Origin of the sequence: Mycobacterium sp. NPDC050441 (assembly GCF_040655355.1) — a bacterium.
Lineage (GTDB): Bacteria > Actinomycetota > Actinomycetes > Mycobacteriales > Mycobacteriaceae > Mycobacterium.
In genome coordinates this window covers 402,914-424,443 of the sequence record NZ_JBFAJS010000007.1, presented here as the reverse complement: position 1 = coordinate 424,443, position 21,530 = coordinate 402,914, and the positions used below count along the sequence as shown (strand labels likewise).

Genomic DNA, 21,530 nt, shown 5'->3' with positions numbered 1-21,530 from the left:
GTGTGGACCAGCCGTATTTCACCGTGGAGGCCGAGTTGCCCGGCCGACTCGGCCGGGTCGGGACCATTCACACTCCACACGGCGATATCCACACTCCGGCGTTCATCGCGGTCGGCACCGCGGCCACCGTGAAATCGGTCCTTCCCGAGACCATGAAACAGCTTGGCGCCCAAGCGGTCCTGGCCAATGCCTATCATCTGTACCTGCAGCCGGGCCCGGACATCGTGGCCGAAGCCGGCGGGCTCGGGGCGTTCATGAACTGGCCCGGGCCGACCTTCACCGACAGCGGCGGCTTCCAGGTGATGTCGCTGGGTGTCGGGTTCAAGAAGGTCCTGGCCATGGACACCGCGCGGCTGAAGAACGACGACATCATCGCCAAGGGCAAGGAACGGCTGGCCGTCGTGGACGACGACGGAGTTACGTTCCGCTCGCATCTGGACGGTTCGAAACACCGGTTCACCCCGGAGGTCTCGATCGGCATCCAGAACAAACTCGGCGCCGACATCATCTTCGCGTTCGACGAGCTGACCACCCTGGTCAACACCCGCGCCTACCAGGAAAGCTCGGTACAGCGCACCCATGACTGGGCGGTCCGGTGTCTGGCCGAGCATCACCGGCTGCAGGCCTCGTCGCCGGAGCGGCCGCGGCAGGCGCTGTTCGGGGTGGTGCAGGGTGCTCAGTACGAGGATCTGCGTCGCCAAGCCGCGCGCGGACTGGCCTCGATCGGCCAGGAGGCGGGGCCGGCCGAGGGGTTGAGCTTCGACGGCTACGGCATCGGCGGCGCGCTGGAGAAGCAGAATCTGGCCACCATCGTCGGCTGGGTCAGCAGTGAGCTGCCCGCCGACAAGCCTCGGCATCTGCTCGGGATCAGTGAACCCGATGACCTGTTCGACGCGGTGGCCGCCGGGGCGGACACCTTCGACTGTGTGTCGCCGTCGCGGGTGGCGCGCAATGCCGCGGTGTACTCGGCGACGGGGCGGTACAACATCACCGGGGCCCGGTACAAGCGGGACTTCACCCCGATCGACGCCGAATGCGATTGCTACACCTGCGCCAACTACTCGCGCGCCTACATTCGGCACCTGTTCAAGGCCAAGGAGATGCTGTCGGCGACGCTGTGCACGATCCACAACGAGCGGTTCGTGATCCGGCTGGTCGATCGGATCCGGGCGTCGATCGTCGCCGGTGAGTTCGATGAGCTCCGGTCCGAGGTGCTGGGCCGGTACTACGGGACTTCCGTGCACTGAGCTGCGCGTCCTTCGACGCCTGCACGGTCGCTGGCGCAGAGCACGAGGGCAACGCCGATCGCCGCCGCGGTGACAGCCGCGGTCGCCGGCCAACCAATCCATCCGACGGCGGCTGCGCCGAATGCGGTGCCCAGGCTGCCGCCCACGAAGTACACCACCATGTAGGCGCTGTTGAACCGCGCGGGTGCGGCGGAGTCGATGGCCAGAACCGTGCTCTGATTGGCCACCTGGGCCGCAAACAGCCCGGCGTCGAACACGGCCAGGCAGACGAGTGTGACCGCCGGACTCGGCAGACTTCCGGCCAGGGCGACCGCACTCAAGGCGGCGACGACCAGTCCGATCAACATGACTCGTCGCGAGCCCACGCGATCGGTCCACACGCCGGCGATCCGCGTCGCGACGATGCCCAGCAGGCCGGCCAGGGCGTACAGGCCGATCCGTTGGGCTGAGTACGAGTACGGCGGCTGCGCCAGGGCGACCGCGAGCCCGGCCCACACCGCGCAGAATGCGAAGAACCAGAGCGCACCGCGTACCGCCGCGATGCGCAGTATCGGGAATCGTGCGTAGAGGCCGGGAAGGGCACGAAGCGTCGTCAGGATGCCGCTCGTGACCGACCCGGTTGTGGCAGGCAACGTCCGTAATGCGACAAGTGCGGTGACGGCGGACGCGAGCGCGAACATGAGCAGGGCACCCCGCCAGCCCGACACGTCTGTCAGCCAGCCACCGGCGATTCGGCCACCGATGATTCCGGCCGAAATGCCTGCTGTGACAATGCCAAGTGCGGTTGCCCGACGGCGTTGCGGGACGAAGCGCGCGGTGATCGAACTCAATTGCGCGCCAACCGTGGAACAGGCACCGATCAGCGTGACGGTGAGCGCCAGCAGCCACATCGTGCCGGCGGCGGCGTTGGCCGTCAAGGCTGCGGCCAGGCCGCCGAACTGCGCGGCGAGTACGTATTTCGGTGGAAACCGGTCGACGAGCGGCACCAGCAGCGCGAGGCCCAATAGATAACCGATGGGGCCGAACGCCAGTGCGACGCCGACCTGAGCAACCGAAACGTCAAGACTGTCAGCGACATCGGATACCGCAGGTTGGAGTGGATAGATCGCCGCGGTACCGAGAGCTGCGGCAATCGCCATGAACCACACGGTGATTCGGTGCATTTCTGGCTGCGATGTCATGCCGGTGACGTTATGAGCGCCGACGCCGAGGTGCTGGCGGAAATCGGACCATGCGGTGTGGAAGAGTGACGCCATGCCGGAAGAGCTGACCGCCGAACAGGCCGCCACGCGCCTGGCGACCGCCGACACGCTCGGTATCCCGCTGGGGCCCGGCCAGCCGCCGGCGTTCCTGCGTGCGCTCGGGGAGCGCACGGATTGGACGGACCTGCGCGTCTACGGCGCACTGCTCGGGGTCGGGACCGAACTGTTCACCCGGCCGGGTGTCCGTTACCTGTCCGGCTTCTTCGGCCCCTTCGAGCGGATGTTGCGGGATATGGGCGCCGACGTGGAATTCGCGCCCGCGGATTTCCGTCGGTTCGCGCCGCTGCTCGAGCGTCAGGCGCCGCGCGTGATGACGACCGTGGCGGCGGCGCCCGACGAGGATGGCTGGTGCTCCCTGTCGCTGCATGCCGGTGCCACGGTCGGTGAATTACGCCGGGCCGGCGCCGATCCGGAGCGGTTGCTCGTCGTCGAGGCATCCGACGCCTATCCGAGAACATTCGGGCTCGACGGGTATCGACATGCGCTGCACGTCGACGAGATCGACGTCCTCGTGCACTCGACCGATGCGCCGCTCGCGCTGCCGTCGGCATCGCCCTCCGACGTCGACCGGGCGATCGCGGGGCACGCCGTCGAGTACATCCCATCCGGCGCGACACTGCAGACGGGCATCGGCTCGATTCCCAGCCAGATCGCCACACTGCTCGCCGAAGGCGAGGGGGGAGATTACGGGCTGCACAGCGAGATGTTCACCGATGGGTGCATGCAGTTGCACCGTGCGGGCAAGGTCACCAATACCGGCAAGGGTCTGTACGACGGAGTGAGCGTGACGACCTTCGCGTTCGGTTCGACCGAGCTCTATGCGTGGCTGGACGGCAACTCCGAGGTCGCGTTCCTCCCGGTCGAGATCGTCAATGCGCCGGAGGTGATCGGCGCCAACAACGACATGGTCACGATCAACGGCGCACTCGGGGTCGACGTCCACGGCCAGGTCGTCGCCGACACCATCGCCGGCGACCAGTTCAGCGGGATCGGCGGCGCCGAGGATTTCGTGGCGGGCGCCGGGCTTGAGCTGTCGGACCGCTCGTTGATCTGCCTGCCCTCGACTTTCGAGAAGGACGGCGTGCTCCAGTCGCGGATCGTGCCGTGGTTCGGTCCCGGCGCCGTGATCACGACGCCACGGCATCAGGTCGACGTGATCGTCACCGAGTACGGCGCAGCCGAATTGGAGGGCCGGACGGTCCGTGAGCGCGGTGAGGCGCTGGCCGCGATCGCACACCCGCAGTTCCGCGGTGCGGTTCTGGCGGCCGCGCAGCGGGCGTCGCAGGGACGCTCGCCGGTCCAATAGCACCCGCGCGCCCCGGCTTCTAACTTACAATCTGTAAGTTACTCGACGGAGGGGCTGGCATGGGTGATCGCTACGTGGTGATCGGTGGCGGGTTGGCGGGACTGGCCGCGGCGGTATGGCTGAGCGAAGCCGGAAAGAACGTCACCCTGCTGGAACGCCGGGGCCAGTTGGGTGGGCGCACGCACGCGATGCGGGCCGAACTCGCCGACGACACACCCGACAACGGCCAGCATGTGGTCGCCAGTGGATACGAGCACCTGTGGCGCTATCTCACCAGCGTGGGCACCCGGCAGTTCATCGAGTTTCCCAAAAGCTCGACGCTGCGCTGGCCCGACGGACGCAAGGTCACCATGCAGACGACCGGTCTCGGTGCCATCCGCGCGCTGTTCGGGGTCCATCCCGACGCCAGTGTCGCCGACCGTCTGCGAGCGGCCCGCGCCACGCTGCGGCTGGGTTGGCAGGCGTTGCATCAACCGGCCTACCTCGCGGATCTGAGCACCGAGCAGTGGTTCGACCGGGTGGGTATGCCCGCCCCGGCTCGGGAAGCGTTGTGGGACTGGCTTGCCCTGGGGATCGCAGCCGAACCGGTGTCCCGTGAATCGGCGAAGGTCTTCGCCAACGTGATGGCCACCGGCTTCCGTCTCGGTGTCAAAACCCGCACCCCGGTCACCATCGGCTACCCCACCGTGGATCTGGACACGCTCTACATCGCCGGGGCGTTGAAAGTATTCGAGGAGCGCGGTGTCGAGGTGCGGTACCGCTCGGTGGCCCGAAAGATCGTGATCGACAACGGCAGGGTTACCGGCATCACCCTGGCCGACGGCACGCAGATCCCTGCCGACGCCGTGGTCTGCGCAGTGCCCAACTCGAATGTCGGCGGGCTGCTCGATGACCTGCCTGAGCATCCCGAAATCTACGCCGCGGCAGACAAACTCGGCTATACACCGATTGTCAGCACCAATCTGTACCTGGATCGGCCACTGGGAACCGAATCCGCGTTCGAGGGTCTGATCGGCGGCACCGGGGTGATCGACGAGGTCTTCGACCGTCAGATCATGCACGGCCGCAGCACCGAATGTGCCTGGCTGTACTGCCTGACCACCAGCGGCGCCTATGAACAGATCCACAAGAGCAACGAGGACATCGTCGATGAGCAGATGGCGCTGCTGCGCCGGTACTACCCGGCGGCACGCGAGGCGCAGGTGGTTCAAGCGCAGGTGGTCAAGATGCCGAAGGCGACGTTCTCGCAGGTGGTCGGGACCGATGCGTTACGCCCACCGCAACGCACCACGGTGCCGTCGCTGGTGCTCGCCGGCGACTGGACGGCCACCGATTGGTCGGCGACCATGGAGAGCGCGGTGCAGAGCGCGGCCAAGGCGGTGGATCTGCTGCTCGGGCGGAAATGACCAAGCGACGCATGTCCGGCGCCGACCGCCGGGCCCAATTGCTCGATATCGCCCGCGATATCGTCGCCGCTGACGGATTCACCGGGCTCACGATCGAGGGCGTCGCAACCCGGGCGCACGTCACCCGCACCGTCGTGTATCAGCAGTTCACCGATCTGGCCGGGCTGACCACCGCACTCCTGGACCGGGAGTCGGCCATCGCATTCGCCGGGATGAGCACCGTGGATCAACCCGACCTCGATCCCGAGCATCTCGGCCGCGGAATCCTGGCCTATCTGCATGCCGCACCGGTCAGTTGGCGCATCATCCTGCGGCCACCCGAAGGTGCGCCGGCCGAGGTGCGGCAGCGCATCGAACTCGGCCGTGCCTATGCCAGAAAGGTGGCGGCCAGAGCGTTGTCCGGCGCCGGCAAGGCTGTCGACCCCGAAGGTGCAGGCATGCGGATTCTGTTGTCCGCCATCGAGGAATTGGCCCGCTTGCATCTGGAGGACCCGGTCGCCCATCCCGACGATATGGTGCTGATCTATCTGCGCTCGCTGGTCGCCTGGGCCGTCGCCATCTCCGCGGTCCCAGATCCGTCGCGCGAAGTCTAGAGCGGGTTGAGGATCCGCTGCAGGAACTGTCGGGTGCGCTCTTCTTTCGGGTCGCCGATCACGGCGGCGGGTGGACCCTGTTCCAGGATCACCCCGTGGTCGGTGAACAGCACCTGATCGGAAACCTGTCGGGCGAACTGGATTTCGTGCGTGACGATCACCAGGGTCCAGCCTTCGACCGCCAGATCCCGGATCACCGCGAGCACCTCGCCGACCAGTTCCGGATCCAGCGCCGAGGTCGGCTCGTCGAACAGCACGACTTTCGGTTTCAATGCGAGTGCCCGGGCGATCCCGACGCGCTGCTGTTGGCCACCGGAGAGCTGGTACGGGTACTTGTCCTGCTGGTCGGACAGCCCGACCTGCCTCAACAGCTCGGCGGCCTCGGTCAGTACCTCGTCACGTGGACGCTTCTGCACCACGAGCGGACCCTCGGTGACGTTCTGCAACACGGTCTTGTGCGGAAACAGGTTGTGGGACTGGAACACAAAGCCGCTCTGCGCCCGATAACGGCGAAGCGTGTCCTTGGGCGCCGGCTTGGAGAAGTCGAGTTCGGTGTCGCCCACGCGGATCACCCCGGAGTCGGCGACATCGAGGGCGTTGAGCGTGCGCAGCAGTGTGGTCTTACCGGAACCCGACGGGCCGATGACGGTGGTCGCGGTGCCCCGCGGCACGGTGAACGACACGCCCTTGAGCACCTGGAAGTCGCCGAAGGCCTTGTGCACATCGGTGGCGACGATGCGGTCTTCACGTTCTGTGGTCATCGCGCAACGTGCCTTTCCAGTCGGCGCTCCAGGCGACTCTGGCCGAACGACAACACCAGGCAGATCACCCAGTAGTAGATCGCGGCCGTGCCGTAGAGCGCGAAGAATTCGAAGGTCGGCGCCGCGATGATCTGGGCTTGGCGCAGCAGTTCGGTCACCAGAATCGTCGACGCCAGGGACGTATCTTTGACCAGCGATATCAGCGTGTTCGACAAGGGTGGCACCGCCACCCGGGCGGCCTGCGGCAGGATGATGCGCTGCAGGGTTCCCGTGTAGTTCAGCCCGATCGTTTCGGCGGCCTCCCACTGTCCCTTCGGGATGCTCTGGATCGCCGAGCGGATGATCTCGGCCGCATAGCCGCCGACGTTGAGGCTGAACGCGATCACGGCGGCCGGGAACGGGTCGATCTTCACCCCGAACTCGGGCAGCGCGAAGAACACGATGAAAAGCTGCACCAGCAGCGGTGTCCCGCGGATGATCGAGATGTAGAACCGGGCGATGTTGCTCAGCACCACATTCGACGACAACCGGGCCAGCGCCACGGCCAGCGCGATGACGAGGCCGATGGCGAAGCTGATGATCGTCAGCGGAATGGTCATCGTCAGAGCCGCTTTGGCCAGCGGCCACAGATTGTCGGCGATGAGCTGCCAGGTAGAACGCGGGGCGGGGGCACCTTCGGCCGGCGCCCCGGAGGCGTTGGCCTTGAGGTAGCGCTGCGAGATGGCGGCCAGCGTGCCGTCGGCCCGCAACTCGTCGAGTGCGGTGTTGAGTTCGGGCAGCAGCCCGCTGTCCTTGCGCGCGGCGAAGCCCTGTTCGCTCTTCTCTCCCACGGTGCCCGCGATCTTCACCGACTTGTCGTTGGTCTCGGCCAGGTATGCGTAGACGGCGATGCTGTCGTTGACCACGACATCGACCCGGCCCTGGTTGAGGAGCTTGATCGCCTGGGTGAACCCTTCGACCGCTTCCACGCGAGCCCCGGCTTTCCGGGCGATCTCCGACCAGTTGCTGGTGGCGTTCTCGGCGGCGACTTTGCCTTTCAGGTCCGCGAGGGTCTTGATCGAGGTGTCGTCGGTGCGGGTGACGATCACGCCCTCGCCGACCGAGTACGGCTGGGAGAGGTCGTACTTGGCCTGCCGCTCCGGCGTGATCGTGACCTCGTTGGCCACCACGTCGAACCGGTCCGCCTCGAGTGCGGCGAAGATCGAATCCCATGGTGTCTCCACGAATTCGGCACGGACACCGAGTTTGTCGGCGACGGCACGGGCCACGTCGACGTCATAACCGACGAGTTGACCTGTGGCGGTGTCGTGATAGCTGAACGGGGAGTACACGCCTTCGGTGCCGATCCGCAGCACGCCGGCCGACTTCAGCGGTTCATCGGTGTTGCCGGCCTTCCCGCCGCAGGCGGCCAGCAGTACCGCGACGATCAGCAGGAGCCCCAGCAGTGGAATTCGTCGGGAGCGCACTGCCGGACGCTAACAGGGGCGCGAGATGTTCTGCAGGTTTCTGCTCAGCCCGGCTGATATATCCACGGCCGGCGCGGCAGGTGTGCCGGATCGAACCGGTCCAGCATTCCGGTGAGATCGAGCGGAGGCCACCCGAGCGACGCACTGATCTGATCCAGCGCCGGCTCGACACCGATCTCGGCCAGGGTGACCGCCCCGTCACGTTTGGCCAGCCGAGCGCCGTCTTCGTTGAGCACCAGCGGCACATGCGCGTAGATCGGCTCCGGATAGTCCAGCAGGCGGGCCAGGTAGGCCTGGCGAGGCGACGAGCTCAACAGGTCGTCGCCACGCACCACCTGGTCGATACCGCCGGCGGCATCGTCGACCACGACGGCCAGGTTGTAGGCGGGTACGCCGTCGCCGCGGCGCACCACGAAGTCGTCGATGATCCCGGTGTAGCTGCCGTGCAGGAGGTCGGTGACGGTGCCGACGAACGTGTCGGTGCGCAGGCGCAGCGCAGGCGGGCGGCCGGTCTCGGCGCGGCGCTGCGCACGTTCGGCCTCGGTCAGGTCTCGGCAGGTGCCCGGGTACGCCCCTTCGGGGGCGTGCGGTGCTTGCGGTGCCTGGGCGATATCTCTTCGGCTGCAATAGCATTCGTACAGTAGTCCGCGCCCGGACAGTTCGTCGATCACCGCGTCGTAGTGGTCCCGATGGCCGGACTGCCATTGCGCCGGCTCATCCCACGTCAGCCCGATCGCGGCCAGATCCTGGACCTGGCGGTGTCCGATCGAGGCGAACGTGCGGTCGTCGAGGTCCTCGACCCGCAGCAGGAATCGCCGCCCGGTGGACCGGGCGAACAGCCACGCCAGCACCGCTGTGCGCAGATTGCCGATGTGCAGATCGGCCGACGGGCTCGGCGCGAACCGCCCGGCGGGGGTGGGGCTCACGCCCGCAATCTAGCCGTAAACGCTAGCGTTGGGTGCGTGCGCGAGCGACACATCACCGGCGGCACGATCCAGGTCGAACATCAAGACGGGCTCATACGCGCGCGGGGTGTGCGCTACGGCACCGCCAAACGATTCGCGGTGTCCGAACCGCCGGCAGCCTGGTCAGGGGTCCGAGACGCGACCCAATCGGGTCCCGCCTGCCCGCAGCGGCCGTCGCGCCTGGGCTGGGTCACCGGTGACGCACTCGCGGGCCTGTCGACGAACGAGAACTGCCTCGTGCTCACCGTCACGGCCCCGGCCGATGCGCAGCGGCTCCCGGTCATGGTGTGGTTTCACGGCGGTGCGTATGTCGCGGGCAGCGGCGAGTCGGCCAAGTACGACGCCGGCTCGCTGGCCCGGGCCGGCAACGTGGTGGTGGTCAATGTGAGCTACCGGCTCGGCATCTTCGGTTACCTGGCGCCGCCAGGAACCGGCGCGGACAACCTGGGGCTGCGCGATCAGATCCTGGCGCTGCGCTGGGTGCGGGACAACATCGCCGCGTTCGGTGGCGACGCGTCCAACGTCACCGCATTCGGCCAGTCGGCGGGTGCTCATTCCGTCTGGTCGCTGATGTTGTCCGACGAGGCCGAGGGCCTGTTCCACCGCGCGATCCTGCAGAGCGCCCCACTGGAGTTGGACGACGGGCGCGACGACATGGCTCAGGCCATGGGCTCGGCAATGGCCACCTCGCTGGCCGGTGCCGATCCGGTCGAGGCGAGTGTCGAACGGCTGCTCGCCGCCGAAGGTGCCGCGGTCGCGGCCGCGCAGGGCTTCGGTCTCCTGGGCGGGCTGGCGTTCGCGCCGCGGCTCGGCCGGGCATCGCTGCCGGCGCCCGCAGATGTACCTGACGCTCTCGCCGCCGCCGCGCGCCGCATCGAGTTGCTCGTCGGCTACACCAAGGACGATGCGGCGCCGTTCGTGGCAATGGATGCTCGGGTGGCCAAGCTCAACCGGATCCCCGTCCTCGGCCGCCTCGCGGTGCGGGCCGGTTCGAAGGTGATCACGAAACAGGCGTTTTCCGGCCCGGCTGAGCGGCTGGCTGATGCCTGGCGGAATCACGGCGGCCGGGTGGGCACCTACCGCTTCGACTGGGCACCGGTCAACGCGCCGTTGGGCGCCTGCCACTGCATGGAGTTGCCGTTCCTGTTCGGCTCACCGCAGACCTGGTCGGATGCCCCGATGCTCGGCCTGCAGCGAGCGATCGACAACCAGCTCTCGGTCGAGATGCGCACTCGCTGGACGCAATTCGCCCACCATGGAGTCGAATCGCTGCCCGCGCCGGCACTGCGGTTCGGCTGAATCAGTAGTCGGCCGGATCGGCCGTTCCCGGTCTCCCTTGATAAGGTTTCGGCAAAATTCGGAGCGGTGGTGTGATGGCGATTATGGGCGCAGTCCCGTCCCTACACGGCCGCGCCAGCGAATGCGCGGCACTTCGAACACTGGTGTCGGGTGGCCGTTCCGGCGGCAGCGCGGTGCTGGTGGTGCGCGGCGAGGCGGGTGTCGGGAAGACGGCGCTGCTCGACTACGTCGTCGAACATGCGCCGGGGTTCCGGGTGGCCCAGGTGGCCGGGGTCGAATCCGACATGGAACTCGCGTTCGCCGGATTGCATCATCTGTGCGCACCGCTGCTGGATCGTCTCGACAAGCTGCCCGAGCCGCAGCGCGACGCGCTTTCGGTGGCCTTCGGTCGTGGCGTCGGTCCGGTACCGGACCGGTTCCTGGTCGGTCTGGCGGTGCTGAGCCTGTTGGCTGCCGCTGCCGACAGGAAGCCATTGCTGTGTGTGATCGACGATGCGCAGTGGCTCGATCAGGTGTCGGTACAGACCCTGGGTTTCGTCGCACGGCGGCTGCTGGCCGAGCCGGTCGTCTTGGTCTTCGCCGTCCGAGACAGTCACGCCGGTGCCGCAGACATGCTGCCCGGCCTGCCCGAGTTGCGGGTCGAGGGGTTATCGGACAGCGACGCCAGGGACCTGCTGGACTCGGTGGTCGTGGGGCGGCTCGACGAGCGGGTCCGTGACCGGCTCATCGCCGAAAGCCGCGGCAATCCGCTGGCGCTGTTGGAAGTGCCGCGTAATGTCTCGGCCGCAGAGCGCGCCGGTGGCTTTTGGATCGCCGGGACGCGGCCATCGGTCGGGCAGGTGGAGGAGGGCTTCGTCCGCCGAATCCAGTCGCTGCCGGACGACACTCGTCAGTTGGCGCTGCTCGCGGCGGCGGATCCAGTCGGTGATCCGGTGGTGTTCTCGCGTGCCGCAGGGTATTTGGGTATCGGCATGGACGCGCTGGCGCCGGCCGAGGCCGCCGGGGTGATCGAGTTCGGCCCCCGCATGCGGTTTCACCACCCGCTGGTCCGGTCGGCGGCCTATCGGGCGGCGGACGTAGCCGACCGCCGGGAAGTGCACCGCGCCTTGGCCGTTGCCACCGATCCCGAACTCGATCCCGACCGCCGGGCCTGGCATGCGGCAAACGCCGCGGCCGGTCCCGATGACGTGGTGGCCGCCGAGTTGGAAGCCTCCGCATGGCGGGCCCAGAGCCGGGGCGGGATCGCCGCCGCTGCGACCTTTCTCGAGCGGGCGGCGATCCTGTCCGCCGATCCGGCCCTGCGCAGCTCCCGGGCGATCGCGGCTGCGGCGGCCAAACGTGAGGCAGCCGCTCCCGAAGCCGCCTACGAGCTGCTGTCCCTTGCCGAACTGAATCCGTTGACCGAGCTGCAGCGGGCCCAGGTGGGCCGGCTGCGGGCGCAGATGGAATTCACCCGCAGCCGGGGCGGCCTGCCCGGTGCGCCGCCGGTCCGCCACGCGGCCGGATTGCTGCTCGATGCCGCCAAGCGGTTGGAGAATCTCGATGACGAGCTGGCCCGGGAGACCTACATCGAGGCGCTGGCCGCCGCGATGTTTGCTTCGCGTAGTCAACCTGAGGCTTTGTTGGTCGCCGCCGAGGCGGCGCGCGCCGCGGTTTCCGGGATCGCCGCTCCGACACGGCCCATCGACTTTCTGCTCATCGGCATGGCGAATCTGATCACCGATGGGCTCCCTGCGGCGGCTGCCCCCCTGCACACCGCGCTGGAGCTGTGGTGTGAGCACTCCCTGCGCCACGATGGCCGGGCGCTGCACTGGTTGGCGTTGGCCTTTCCGATCGTGCACGAGTCCGCTGCCCATGAGATCTGGGACGACGACTTGGTCGACCGGCTGGCCACCGACATGGTGGGCTATGCCCGCGCCACCGGCGCGTTGGCCATCCTGCCGCCGGCGATCGCGTACCAGGCCGGTGTACAGACACACAACGGTGAATTCGTCACGGCCGCAAGGATCATGGAGGAGGCCGACTCGATCTCTGAGGCGATCGGCCATAGTCCGATGAAGTACCACAAGGTTGAACTGGCCGCTTGGCGTGGAGATCTCACCGAGGCGGGCGATCTCATCGAGGCGGGTATGGCCGAGGGCATTGCCAAGGGCGAGGGTCGCCTGCTGGGGGCGGTGGGCTATGCCGCCGCAGTGCTCTACAACGGGTTGGGCCGGTACGAGGAGGCCTTGACCGCTGCCAAACAGACATGCGGATACCACGACATCGGGTTCTACTGCTGGACCCTGCTCGAGCTGATCGAGGCCGCCATGCGCCTCGGCGAGCGGGATGTTGCCGAGGATGCGGTGCGGCGGTTGGAGGTCTGTACGGCTTCCAGTGGAACCGATTGGGGGCTGGGCGTATTGGCCGGCGCCCGGGCTCTTGTGGCCGATGACACCGAGGCCGAGGTGCTGTTCAAGGAGTCTGTGGAGCGGCTCCGCCGCACCCGGATCGGGGTTCAGCTGGCCCGCACCCATCTCCGTTACGGGGAATGGCTGCGCCGCCAGAAACAGCGCACCAGCGCACGCGAGCACCTCAACGCCGCGTACGAAATGTTCACCAAGATGGGCGCCCAGGGGTTCGCCGAGCGGGCCCGCCGCGAGCTGACTGCCACCGGGGAGAAGGTGCGCAAACAGCCGTTGGCCTCGGGCGATCAATTGACCGCGCAGGAGGCGCAGATCGCGCAGTTGGCCCGCGACGGGCTGACCAATCAGGAGATAGGCGCGCAGTTGTTCATCAGCACCCACACCGTCGAATGGCACCTGCGCAAGGTCTTCGTCAAGCTCGGTGTCACGTCGCGCCGACAGCTGCGCTCCGTGTCCTGGACGAGCTGAACCGCACTCACCCAAAGACCACGGGTTTTCAAGGGTCCCGAGCGTCATTGCAGCAACGAGGCTGGATCGCATGGCGACAATCTTGTTGCAGACCACGATCCCGGCGAATCCCGACGACTGGGATGCCAGCCGATTCACGATGCTGGCCGCCGAGTTGCGCGCGGCCGGGCACGAGGTGCTGGCCCGCAATCGGACTGACCATGCCGGGCAGGATCCGGTGCTCAGCCACTTGGACGAGCTCGGATTCGACCAGCTGTGGTTGATGGCCGTCGACGTCGGTAACGGTCTGACCCCCGAGGAATGCGCGGCGATCGGCAGGTTCCGCGGGCTCGGCGGCGGTGTGCTCGCCGCGCGCGACCATCAGGACCTGGGCAGCTGTCTGCGGGGGCTGGGCTCCCTGGGGCAGGTCAACGAATTCCACGACGACAGCCTGGACCCGGAGTCACGGTGCGACGACCAGGACAATCCGGACATCTCGTGGCCCAACTATCACTCGGGCGCCAACGGCGACTACCAGCCGGTGCTGGCCGGACGGCCGGTACATGAGCTGTTGCGCACCAACAGGACCGCCAGCGGCCGCATCGAGTGGTTCCCGGCCCATCCCCATGAGGGTGCGGTCTCGGCCCGGGGGCCGTTCGCGACGGTGATCGCTCAGGGTCGCAGCAGCGCGACCGGCAGACTGTTCAATCTCGCAGTGGCACTCGATGGTGAGCGCACGCCTGACCGCAGGCCGATGGGCCGGGCCGTGGCCGAGTCAACCTTCCACCACTTCGCCGATTACAACTGGGATCTGGACTGCGGGGCACCGTCATTCGTTACAGATCGGCCCGGCTGGCACATCAAGGCCGACCCCTCGCGTCTGGCGGTGTTCAAGGATTACGTCCGCAATATCGCCACCTGGTTGCAGCCGCCGGATCACTGCTAGTCGGGAAGCAGGCCCGGAACGATGTCGTTGAGCCGGAAGGTGACCGGCTGGTCCAGCTGGGCGTACGTGCACGAGGACGGGTCCCGGTCGGGCCGCCACCGGTTGAACTGGGCGGTGTGCCGGAATCGCCTGCCTTCCATGTGGTCGTAGCGGACCTCGACGACGCGTTCGGGTCGTAGCGGCACGAAGGACAGGTCCTTGCCGGCGTTCCAGCGCGAGCCGCCGCCGTATCGGCGCGCGAGGTCCGGATCGGCGGCCACCTGTGCGGCCCAGTTCCACGGGTGATTTTCGAAACCGGTGACCAGGGGCTGCAATTCGGTGAACAGGGCCCGGCGTCGTTCCATCGGAAAGGCGCCGATGACGCCGACGGACGCCAGCTCACCGTCATCGGTGTAGAGCCCGAGCAGCAGTGAGCCGATTGCATCGGGGCCCGACTTGTGGAGCCGATAGCCGGCGACCACGCAGTCGGCGGTCCGCTGGTGCTTGATCTTCACCATGACCCGTTTGTCGGGCTGGTAGGTGAGCGTGAGCGGTTTGGCGATCAGTCCGTCGAGCCCCGCTCCCTCGAATTCGTCGAACCAGCGCCGCGCGGTCGGCAGATCGGTGGTGGCCGGGGTGACATGGAACGACGGACCTGAACCCAGCGCGTCGACCAGAGCGGCGCGACGTTCACTGAACGGGCGCCCCGTCAGGTCGTCGTCGCCCAGCGCGAGCAGGTCGAAGGCGATGAAGCAGGCCGGTGTCTGTTCAGCCAGCAGGCGCACCCGGGACGCCGCCGGGTGCAGACGCAGTTGCAGCGCCTCGAAATCCAGGCCACGGTCGGTGGGTAGGACGATCTCGCCGTCGATGACGCACCGCGGCGGGAGCTCGGTCGTGGCTGCCGCGACGAGTTCCGGGAAGTACCGGGTCATCGGTCGCTCGTTGCGGCTGCCCAACTCGACTTCGTCACCGTCGCGGAACACCAACGCCCGGAAGCCGTCCCACTTCGGTTCGTAGGACGCGTCCGGTGGAATCACCGTCGCCGGCTTGGCCAGCATCGGCGAGACGGGCGGCATCACGGGTAGCAGCATGGATCCGAATCTGGGTGTGGATTGGGCAGTTTGTGGCTACTCAGTATGCGCGACACAGTCCGGCCGAGCCGCGAGACAAGAGCGGGATTACTGGGTTTCAGGCGGCCCATCGGGTATGCGTCAAGCAGAGCACGGCTGGTCCCACCCGCCGCCGGGTGTCCGCGCGATGAGTTCGTCGCGGCGCGGCGGTCTAGATCCGTGACGCCCCCATGAACCAGGATGGAGCCCGTGGACCTACCCGTAGTGCCGCCGATCGAACCGATGCTGGCCAAAGCCCAGGTGAAAGTGCCCGACGAGGCCGGGGTGTGGTCCTACGAGCCGAAATGGGACGGCTTCCGCGCGCTGGCCTTCCGTGACGGCGACGAAGTGGTGCTGCAGTCGCGCAGCGGAAAGGAACTCGGCCGCTACTTCCCCGAACTGCTCGACGCGCTGCGCGACGAACTCGCCGACCGCTGCGTCCTCGATGGCGAAGTGGTGGTGCCACGCGAGATCGACGGCCGGGTACGCCTGGACTGGGAATCGTTGTCGCAGCGCATCCATCCCGCCGAGTCGAGGGTGCGGATGCTGGCCGAACAGACCCCGGCACACTTCATCGGATTCGACGCACTGTCCACCGGTGACCGGTCATTGGTCGCCGAGCCCTTCCGCGTGCGTCGTGAGGCGCTGATCGAGGCAGTGCGTGCCAAACAGTGGTGTCATGTCACGCGGACCACCACCGATCCTGAACTCGGTGCGCAGTGGTTGCAGACGTTCGAGGGTGCCGGCCTGGACGGGGTGATCGCCAAGAAGCTCGACGGGCCCTACCTGCCGGGCAAGCGGGAGATGGTCAAGGTCAAACACCACCGCGACGCCGACTGCGTGGCCATCGGCTACCGCATCCACAAGAGCGGTGAAGGCATCGGCTCGATCCTGCTGGGCCTCTACCGCGCCGACGGTGAGCTGCAGATGGTCGGCGGCGCAGCCTCGTTCAGCGTCAAGGACCGGCTCAAGCTGCTGGCCGATCTGGAGCCGCTTCGTGAGGGCGACGAAGTCCGCGAGGGTGACCCGAGCCGCTGGAACTCCGCCGCCGACAAGCGCTGGATCCCGGTGCGCCCGGAGCGGGTGTGTGAGGTGGCCTATGACCAGATGGAAGGCAACACCGCTCACGGTCAGCGCTTCCGGCACGCGGTGAAGTTCATGCGGTGGCGCCCGGACCGGGAACCGTCGAGCTGCACCTTCGGCCAGCTCGACGTGCCGCTGAACTACGACCTGTACGACGTCCTCGCGAGGGAGAGCTGAGATGGCAACACCGGCAACCGAACTCGACGTCGACGGGATCAAGGTCCGCTTCACCAACCCGGACAAGGTGTACTACCCGAAGCTCGGCTCGGCCGGGACCAAGGGCAAGTTGATGGAGTACTACCTCAGCGTCGCCGACCGCATGGTGACGCTGTTGAAAGACCGGCCAACGCACCTGCAGCGCTTCCCCGACGGCATCGAGGGTGAGGAGATCTACCAGAAGCGGGTGCCGCAGAAGCATCCCGACTACCTGGAGACCTGCGTCGTCACCTTCCCGTCCGGCCGAACCGCCGACGCGCTCAAGGTGACCCATCCGGCGGCGATCGCGTGGGCCGCGCAGATGGGCACGATCACGTTGCATCCCTGGCAGGTTCGCTGCCCCGACACCGAACATCCCGATGAGCTGCGCATCGACCTGGACCCGCAACCGGGCACCGGTTTCGCCGAGGCCGCCGCAGTGGCCTGCGACGTGCTCAAGCCGCTGCTCGACGAGCTCGGCCTGGTCGGCTATCCCAAAACTTCGGGCGGTCGCGGCGTGCACATCTTCCTGCCGATCTTGACCGACTGGGATTTCATCGCGGTGCGCCGGGCCGGGATCGCCTTGGCCCGGGAGGTTGAACGTCGTGCCCCCGATGCGGTGACGACGTCCTGGTGGAAAGAGGAGCGCGGCGAACGGCTGTTCATCGACTACAACCAGAACGCCCGCGATCGCACGTTCGCCTCGGCCTATTCGGCCCGCAAGACTCCGATCGCCACGGTGTCGACGCCGTTGTCCTGGGATGAACTGCGCACCGCCAACCCCGACGACTACACGATCGCCACGGTCCCGGATTTCCTTGCCGGACGCGAAGATCCGTGGGCCGGCATCGACTCGAAGACGCAATCCCTGGAGCCACTGCTGGACCTGGTGGCCGCCGATGAGGAACGCGGCCTCGGAGATCTGCCCTACCCACCGAGCTACCCCAAGATGCCGGGTGAGCCGCCGCGAGTACAGCCGAGCAAGAAGGTCGCCGAGAACTGGGACGAGGACGGCAACCGGAAGTAGTGGACCTCAGCTCCCCAGCATCAGGTCCAGGAATCGTTCGTACCGGTCCGCAGTGGTCAGGGCGTCGGCCGAGTCCATCAGGTGCAGCACCCCGATACCCGTCGCGAAGGTGGCCTGGCCGCGCAGCGCTGCGTCCTCGGGGCTGAACCCGTAGTCGGCATACGCCTTGGTGACCGCGACCAGAACGCGATGGTCGGCTGCGCGCACATTGGCCGCGGCGATGTCGTCGGATCTGGCCCACTCCCGCATCGCGCGTTCCAGGGTCCAGTGCCGGGGGGAGAGCAGATCCTTCATCATCCCCGACAGGCGCTCGCGCGGCGGGAGGTGTTCGAGTTCGGCCAGTGAGCGGCGGTCCTGCTCCAGGAACGCATTCCACGACGCGACCAGGGCAGCCCGATAGCCCTTCATGTCGGTGAAGTGCCAGTAGAAGCTGCCCCGGGTGGCGCCGATCTGCTCGCAGAGGCGTTCGATCTTCAGTGCCCGCATTCCCTCGGAGGCCAGCAGGGCGTACCCGGCCTGCACCCAGTCATCGGCGGTCAGGCTGCCGGGCATGCCCTTGCGTTCGGCCATCCCCTCAGGTTAAGGCGCGCACATCCTGCATCCCGAACGGCACCGCGCTGATCAGGGTGACCGGCACGGCGTCCCCGCTGGGTACCGGGTAGTGGCGCTGCTCGCCGGGACGCGCGCCGACGATGGCCTCGCCCAACGGCGAGTTCACCGAATAGACCTCCAGATCGCCGTATTCGGCGCCGCGGATGCCGAGCAGGAACGTCTCGATCTCGCCGGTCTGGTCGTAGCGCACGGTCAGCACCATGCCCGGTTCGGCCACCCCGTCGTCCGGCGGATCCTCACCCACGACGGCGTTGAGCAGCAGGTCGTGGATCTGCTGGATGCGGGTCTGGCGAGCCCGCTGGATGGCCACCTGGTTCTCGTCGGAGTCGGAAGCTGCTTCTCCTGCGAGCAGGTCGCGCAGCATCGACAGCTCGACCTGCAGGCGTTCGTAGGCCTGTGGCGATAACCAAACACGTTGGCTGACAGTCATTGTGGGTTTCCTTCCGATGATGCAGAGCTGCCGCCAGGGGCGGGTTGCGCGCCGCCCCTGACGGCTCGTGGGCCCGTCAGGGCAAAGTCGTGAATCGTCAGCGCAGGGGATCGAATTCCCGCAGTGCCTCGGGTTGTTTTCCGGTGGTCATGTATTCGGCCAGCAGTCGGCCGGTGACCGGGCCGTGCGCCAGCCCCCACATTCCGTGACCGCCGGCCACATAGATGCCTTGTGCCACTTCGCCTATCAGTGGGCGCCCGTCGGAGCTGACCGGGCGCGGGCCCACCCACACATCGGTGCGGGCTTCCCAGTCCACCCCGTCGAGCAGCGGGGCGGCCGCGGCGATGATCGCGTCGACGCGCGGCGGTTGCACCGGATCGTCGGGGGAGCGGAACTCCATGGTTCCGGCCACCCGCAGCCGGCCTTGATACGGCGTGCAGGCGACACGCGCGTCGGGCAGGTAGATGGGCCCGAGAATCGGGCGGTCCACCGGCACGGTGAACGAGTAACCGCGTCCGGCCTGCACAGGTGTGCGGACCCAGGGTTTAGCGAGCTTCGACAGCCACGCCCCGGTGGCGATCACGGCCGTCTCGGCGCTCAACGATCGGTCCGCCAGGTCCACGTTCACACCGGCACCCATGGCGCGCACGTCGGTGACCTCACCGATGACCAGCTCCGCGCCCCTGGAGATGACGGCGTCGCCGAGTGCCTGGACGAACCGGCCCGGGTCCACGAAGCGCTGGCCTTCCACACTGATGCCCGCGGTGATCGCCGACGACGCCAGCGGGACATGGTCGCGCAGCGTCGCACCGGACAGGCCGGTGACCGTGACAGACTGTCCGACGGCGGCCATCCGGCGCAGTTCGGTCATCAGGTGCTCGGCCTGACGGGAGGTTTCGAACAGTGCGGTGATCGGCCCGTCGGTGGTGGGCACCGCCACGCCGTTGGCGGTCAGTACGTCGTACGCCTCGAGGCACTCCTCGTTGAGCGGCACGTTGGCCTTGGCGACCCTGGTCCAGGTCGAGAGCCGGCAGCTCATGGCAAACCGGGCCAGGAACGCCAGCAACCGGGGGCCCGATGTCAGCGGGATGTGCAGGGGCGCGGCCGGGTTGAAAAGTGACCGCAGGCCGTAACGCAGCACCGCCGGATCGTTGAGCGGGATGGTCAGCGTCGGCGAAACCCAGCCGGCATTGCCCCACGACGCACCTGCGGCGACTCCGGTGCGGTCGACCACGGTGACCTTGACCCCGTGCTCCTGGAGAAACCATGCGGTGGACAGGCCGACGATGCCTGCACCCACGACAACCGCTGACCGCGGTGCACCGTCAATGCGCTCGACCCCATTCATGCTTCCCATGGTGAGGGCGACCACCCGTTCCGTGTTTGCATGATCTCGACAAACGGAGGGGGTGTGATTGTCGGATTACGACAGATCTTCGGTCGCCGCCAGCTCGATCATCATCGCCAGCCGCTTGCGTGCATCGGCCAGGTCCAGCTGGGTCAGTTCGGCCATCTTGCGCAGCCGGTAGCGCACGGTGTTCTCGTGCACACCGAGCGCCCGCCCGGCCCCGGCCAGATCGCCCTGGGCTTCCAACCAGGCGCGCAGCGTGGCCGCGTACTGCGTGCCATTGGCCTGGTCGTGGGCCCGTAGCTCGGCGACGGGTCCGCGCTGCGGAGCACGGCCGGCGCGGGCGGCGATCCGCAGGCGCTGCAGCAGGATCTCGTCCCAGGCCTCGTCGTAGACCGGCACGCTGTCGTAGAGGCCGACCGCATCCCCGTGCCCCACTTCATGCAGGACTTCGTGCAGGGCCAGGCACTCGTCGGCCTCACTGCGGGCCAGCGCCAGCTCAGCGGCGGTGGCCGGGCCGCTGATGCCGGCCAGCACGGTCACCGGCTCGGGCAACGCGGCGCGCAGCCCCGCCACCCACCGGCTCGCGGCCTCGGCCTCGGCGCCGGGCAGCACGGTGTAGACGGTGTTGCCGGCCAGGGCGCTGCGCCCGGGACGTGACCAGCCGAAGCCCGCGGTCGCCCGCTCGAACGCCAGCAGCAGCGCGGCGTGCCGCTCGTCCCCGGTCCGGGCGCGCAACGCGATCACCCGCAGCGGCGTCTGCGGTAACCCGAGCCGGCTGGCTGCCGTCGTGGCATCGGCGGCGCCCTCGAGGAGACGGATGACGAGCTCCGACTCCACCTGGCGTTCCAGGTCGGCGCTGGCGCGCGAGCGCAGTAGATGCAGGGCGACCATACGGGCGCCGTCGGCCAGCGCGGCCCGGCGCGCGTCGGGCAATGGCGCGACACATGTCACCCAGATCGAACCGAGCAGTTCGCGGCCGGCCCGGGCGGCCACCACCATCCGCCCGGTCAGGCCGAGCTCGTCATCGCCGTCGACGAACATCGGCTCGTCCGATTCGGCCAGATGCCGGAACACCCCACGGGCCTCGAACAGGGCGCGCAGCCGTTCGGGTGCGCCACGGCTCAGGATCGTCTCGGCGCGGGCCGGATCTGCGTGCTGCTGCAGCCGCGAGTACGCCAGCACCGCGCTACGCCGATCCTCGATGGTGACCGCGCCACCCACGGCATCGGCGAGGCTGTCGGCCAGGGCGAACAAATCGGTTGGGCCGCGCCCGGATTCGGTCTCCCGGCCTTCCAGCACGACGCCGTAGACCACGGCCGCCAGCTCGCTCCAGGAGACTTCGGGCTCGACTGTCATCACCGCAATGCGGTTGTCGGCCGGCAGTTCATCGTCATCGGTGGGGCTGTGCGAGCCGCGGACCAGGACCACCACGGCGCGCGCTGCCTTCGCCCACTGCATCGCCTCGGCCACCGACTCGGCCCCGACCGCCAGCAGGACATCGCCGACGATCTGGCCGGGTTCGTGCATCACCACGCTGCGCAGCTCGGTCGAGCGTGGCGCCGGACAGGGTCCATGTGGGGCGCGGAGCCGCACCCCGTAGCCGCCCAGGACGTTGATCAGGCGGTCCAGCGTGACCACGGA

The 21,530-nt window shown here is 67.8% G+C and carries 18 protein-coding genes; 9 read left to right on the top strand and 9 right to left on the bottom strand.

The features are described from left to right. Positions 1–2 precede the first annotated feature (2 nt). Positions 3–1,247 (top strand): tRNA guanosine(34) transglycosylase Tgt, encoded by a 1,245-nt coding sequence (tgt, locus tag AB0I14_RS22790; RefSeq protein ID WP_358026203.1) that lies wholly within the window; start codon positions 3–5, stop codon positions 1,245–1,247. Here tgt and AB0I14_RS22785 read toward each other — a convergent pair. Further along, complete coding sequence (locus AB0I14_RS22785; RefSeq protein WP_358026201.1) at positions 1,226–2,428, bottom strand: MFS transporter; 1,203 nt, start codon at positions 2,426–2,428, stop codon at positions 1,226–1,228. The two genes, tgt and AB0I14_RS22785, sit on opposite strands and share 22 nt — an antisense overlap. 73 nt (positions 2,429–2,501) lie before the next feature. Here AB0I14_RS22785 and AB0I14_RS22780 point away from each other — a divergent pair, with 73 nt between their 5' ends. The 3 genes from AB0I14_RS22780 to AB0I14_RS22770 are packed head-to-tail and all read left to right on the top strand — an operon-like array spanning position 2,502 to position 5,814. Next, complete coding sequence (locus AB0I14_RS22780; protein ID WP_358026199.1) at positions 2,502–3,815, top strand: acetyl-CoA hydrolase/transferase C-terminal domain-containing protein; 1,314 nt, start codon at positions 2,502–2,504, stop codon at positions 3,813–3,815. Between the two features lie 59 nt (positions 3,816–3,874). Further along, positions 3,875–5,221: a hydroxysqualene dehydroxylase HpnE gene (hpnE, locus tag AB0I14_RS22775; protein ID WP_358026197.1), complete on the top strand. Its 1,347-nt coding sequence runs from the start codon at positions 3,875–3,877 to the stop codon at positions 5,219–5,221. Between the two features lie 11 nt (positions 5,222–5,232). Further along, the gene (locus AB0I14_RS22770; RefSeq protein WP_358026195.1) at positions 5,233–5,814 is read left to right on the top strand and encodes a TetR/AcrR family transcriptional regulator; all 582 of its coding nucleotides are present in this window, start codon (positions 5,233–5,235) and stop codon (positions 5,812–5,814) included. Here AB0I14_RS22770 and AB0I14_RS22765 read toward each other — a convergent pair. Genes AB0I14_RS22765 through gluQRS form a run of 3 tightly spaced genes read right to left on the bottom strand, consistent with a single transcriptional unit; the run spans position 5,811 to position 8,967 of the window. Then, positions 5,811–6,575 carry an amino acid ABC transporter ATP-binding protein gene (locus tag AB0I14_RS22765; RefSeq protein WP_358026193.1) on the bottom strand — a complete coding sequence of 255 codons (765 nt, stop codon included), beginning with the start codon at positions 6,573–6,575 and terminating at the stop codon, positions 5,811–5,813. The genes AB0I14_RS22770 and AB0I14_RS22765 overlap by 4 nt on opposite strands. Continuing rightward, entirely contained in the window at positions 6,572–8,041 is a 1,470-nt protein-coding gene (locus AB0I14_RS22760) for an ABC transporter permease subunit (protein ID WP_358026191.1), read from the bottom strand. The genes AB0I14_RS22765 and AB0I14_RS22760 overlap by 4 nt, the downstream gene beginning before the upstream one ends. 44 nt (positions 8,042–8,085) lie before the next feature. After that, positions 8,086–8,967, bottom strand: a complete 882-nt coding sequence (gene gluQRS, locus AB0I14_RS22755) for a tRNA glutamyl-Q(34) synthetase GluQRS (protein ID WP_358026189.1) — start codon at positions 8,965–8,967, stop codon at positions 8,086–8,088. A 36-nt stretch (positions 8,968–9,003) separates the two neighbouring features. Between gluQRS and AB0I14_RS22750 the strand changes: the two genes are divergently transcribed. The 3 genes from AB0I14_RS22750 (at position 9,004) to AB0I14_RS22740 (ending at position 14,103) form a co-directional block, all read left to right on the top strand. Continuing rightward, entirely contained in the window at positions 9,004–10,305 is a 1,302-nt protein-coding gene (locus AB0I14_RS22750; protein ID WP_358026187.1) for a carboxylesterase family protein, read from the top strand. A gap of 74 nt (positions 10,306–10,379) precedes the next feature. Continuing rightward, positions 10,380–13,178 (top strand): AAA family ATPase, encoded by a 2,799-nt coding sequence (locus AB0I14_RS22745; protein ID WP_358026185.1) that lies wholly within the window; start codon positions 10,380–10,382, stop codon positions 13,176–13,178. A gap of 70 nt (positions 13,179–13,248) precedes the next feature. Next, on the top strand, positions 13,249–14,103 hold the full coding sequence (locus AB0I14_RS22740) for a hypothetical protein (RefSeq protein WP_358026182.1): 855 nt from the start codon (positions 13,249–13,251) through the stop codon (positions 14,101–14,103). Here AB0I14_RS22740 and AB0I14_RS22735 read toward each other — a convergent pair. Next, positions 14,100–15,173 (bottom strand): ATP-dependent DNA ligase, encoded by a 1,074-nt coding sequence (locus AB0I14_RS22735; RefSeq protein ID WP_358026180.1) that lies wholly within the window; start codon positions 15,171–15,173, stop codon positions 14,100–14,102. The two genes, AB0I14_RS22740 and AB0I14_RS22735, sit on opposite strands and share 4 nt — an antisense overlap. Before the next feature lie 219 nt (positions 15,174–15,392). On the opposite strand from AB0I14_RS22735, the gene AB0I14_RS22730 reads away from it, so the two are divergent. Next, on the top strand, positions 15,393–16,451 hold the full coding sequence (locus AB0I14_RS22730) for an ATP-dependent DNA ligase (RefSeq protein ID WP_358026178.1): 1,059 nt from the start codon (positions 15,393–15,395) through the stop codon (positions 16,449–16,451). A gap of 1 nt (position 16,452) precedes the next feature. Continuing rightward, the gene (gene ligD / locus AB0I14_RS22725; protein ID WP_358026176.1) at positions 16,453–17,496 is read left to right on the top strand and encodes a non-homologous end-joining DNA ligase; all 1,044 of its coding nucleotides are present in this window, start codon (positions 16,453–16,455) and stop codon (positions 17,494–17,496) included. A 6-nt stretch (positions 17,497–17,502) separates the two neighbouring features. Here the strand turns inward: ligD and AB0I14_RS22720 are convergent, their stop codons facing one another. From AB0I14_RS22720 to AB0I14_RS22705, 4 genes are all read right to left on the bottom strand, one after another. Continuing rightward, complete coding sequence (locus AB0I14_RS22720; RefSeq protein ID WP_358026174.1) at positions 17,503–18,066, bottom strand: TetR/AcrR family transcriptional regulator; 564 nt, start codon at positions 18,064–18,066, stop codon at positions 17,503–17,505. Positions 18,067–18,070: 4 nt separating this feature from the next. Beyond that, complete coding sequence (locus AB0I14_RS22715; RefSeq protein ID WP_358026172.1) at positions 18,071–18,538, bottom strand: GreA/GreB family elongation factor; 468 nt, start codon at positions 18,536–18,538, stop codon at positions 18,071–18,073. Positions 18,539–18,635: 97 nt separating this feature from the next. Next, on the bottom strand, positions 18,636–19,886 hold the full coding sequence (locus AB0I14_RS22710) for an FAD-binding oxidoreductase (RefSeq protein ID WP_358026169.1): 1,251 nt from the start codon (positions 19,884–19,886) through the stop codon (positions 18,636–18,638). A gap of 75 nt (positions 19,887–19,961) precedes the next feature. Beyond that, complete coding sequence (locus tag AB0I14_RS22705) at positions 19,962–21,527, bottom strand: helix-turn-helix domain-containing protein (RefSeq protein ID WP_358026167.1); 1,566 nt, start codon at positions 21,525–21,527, stop codon at positions 19,962–19,964. Positions 21,528–21,530: the final 3 nt, after the last annotated feature.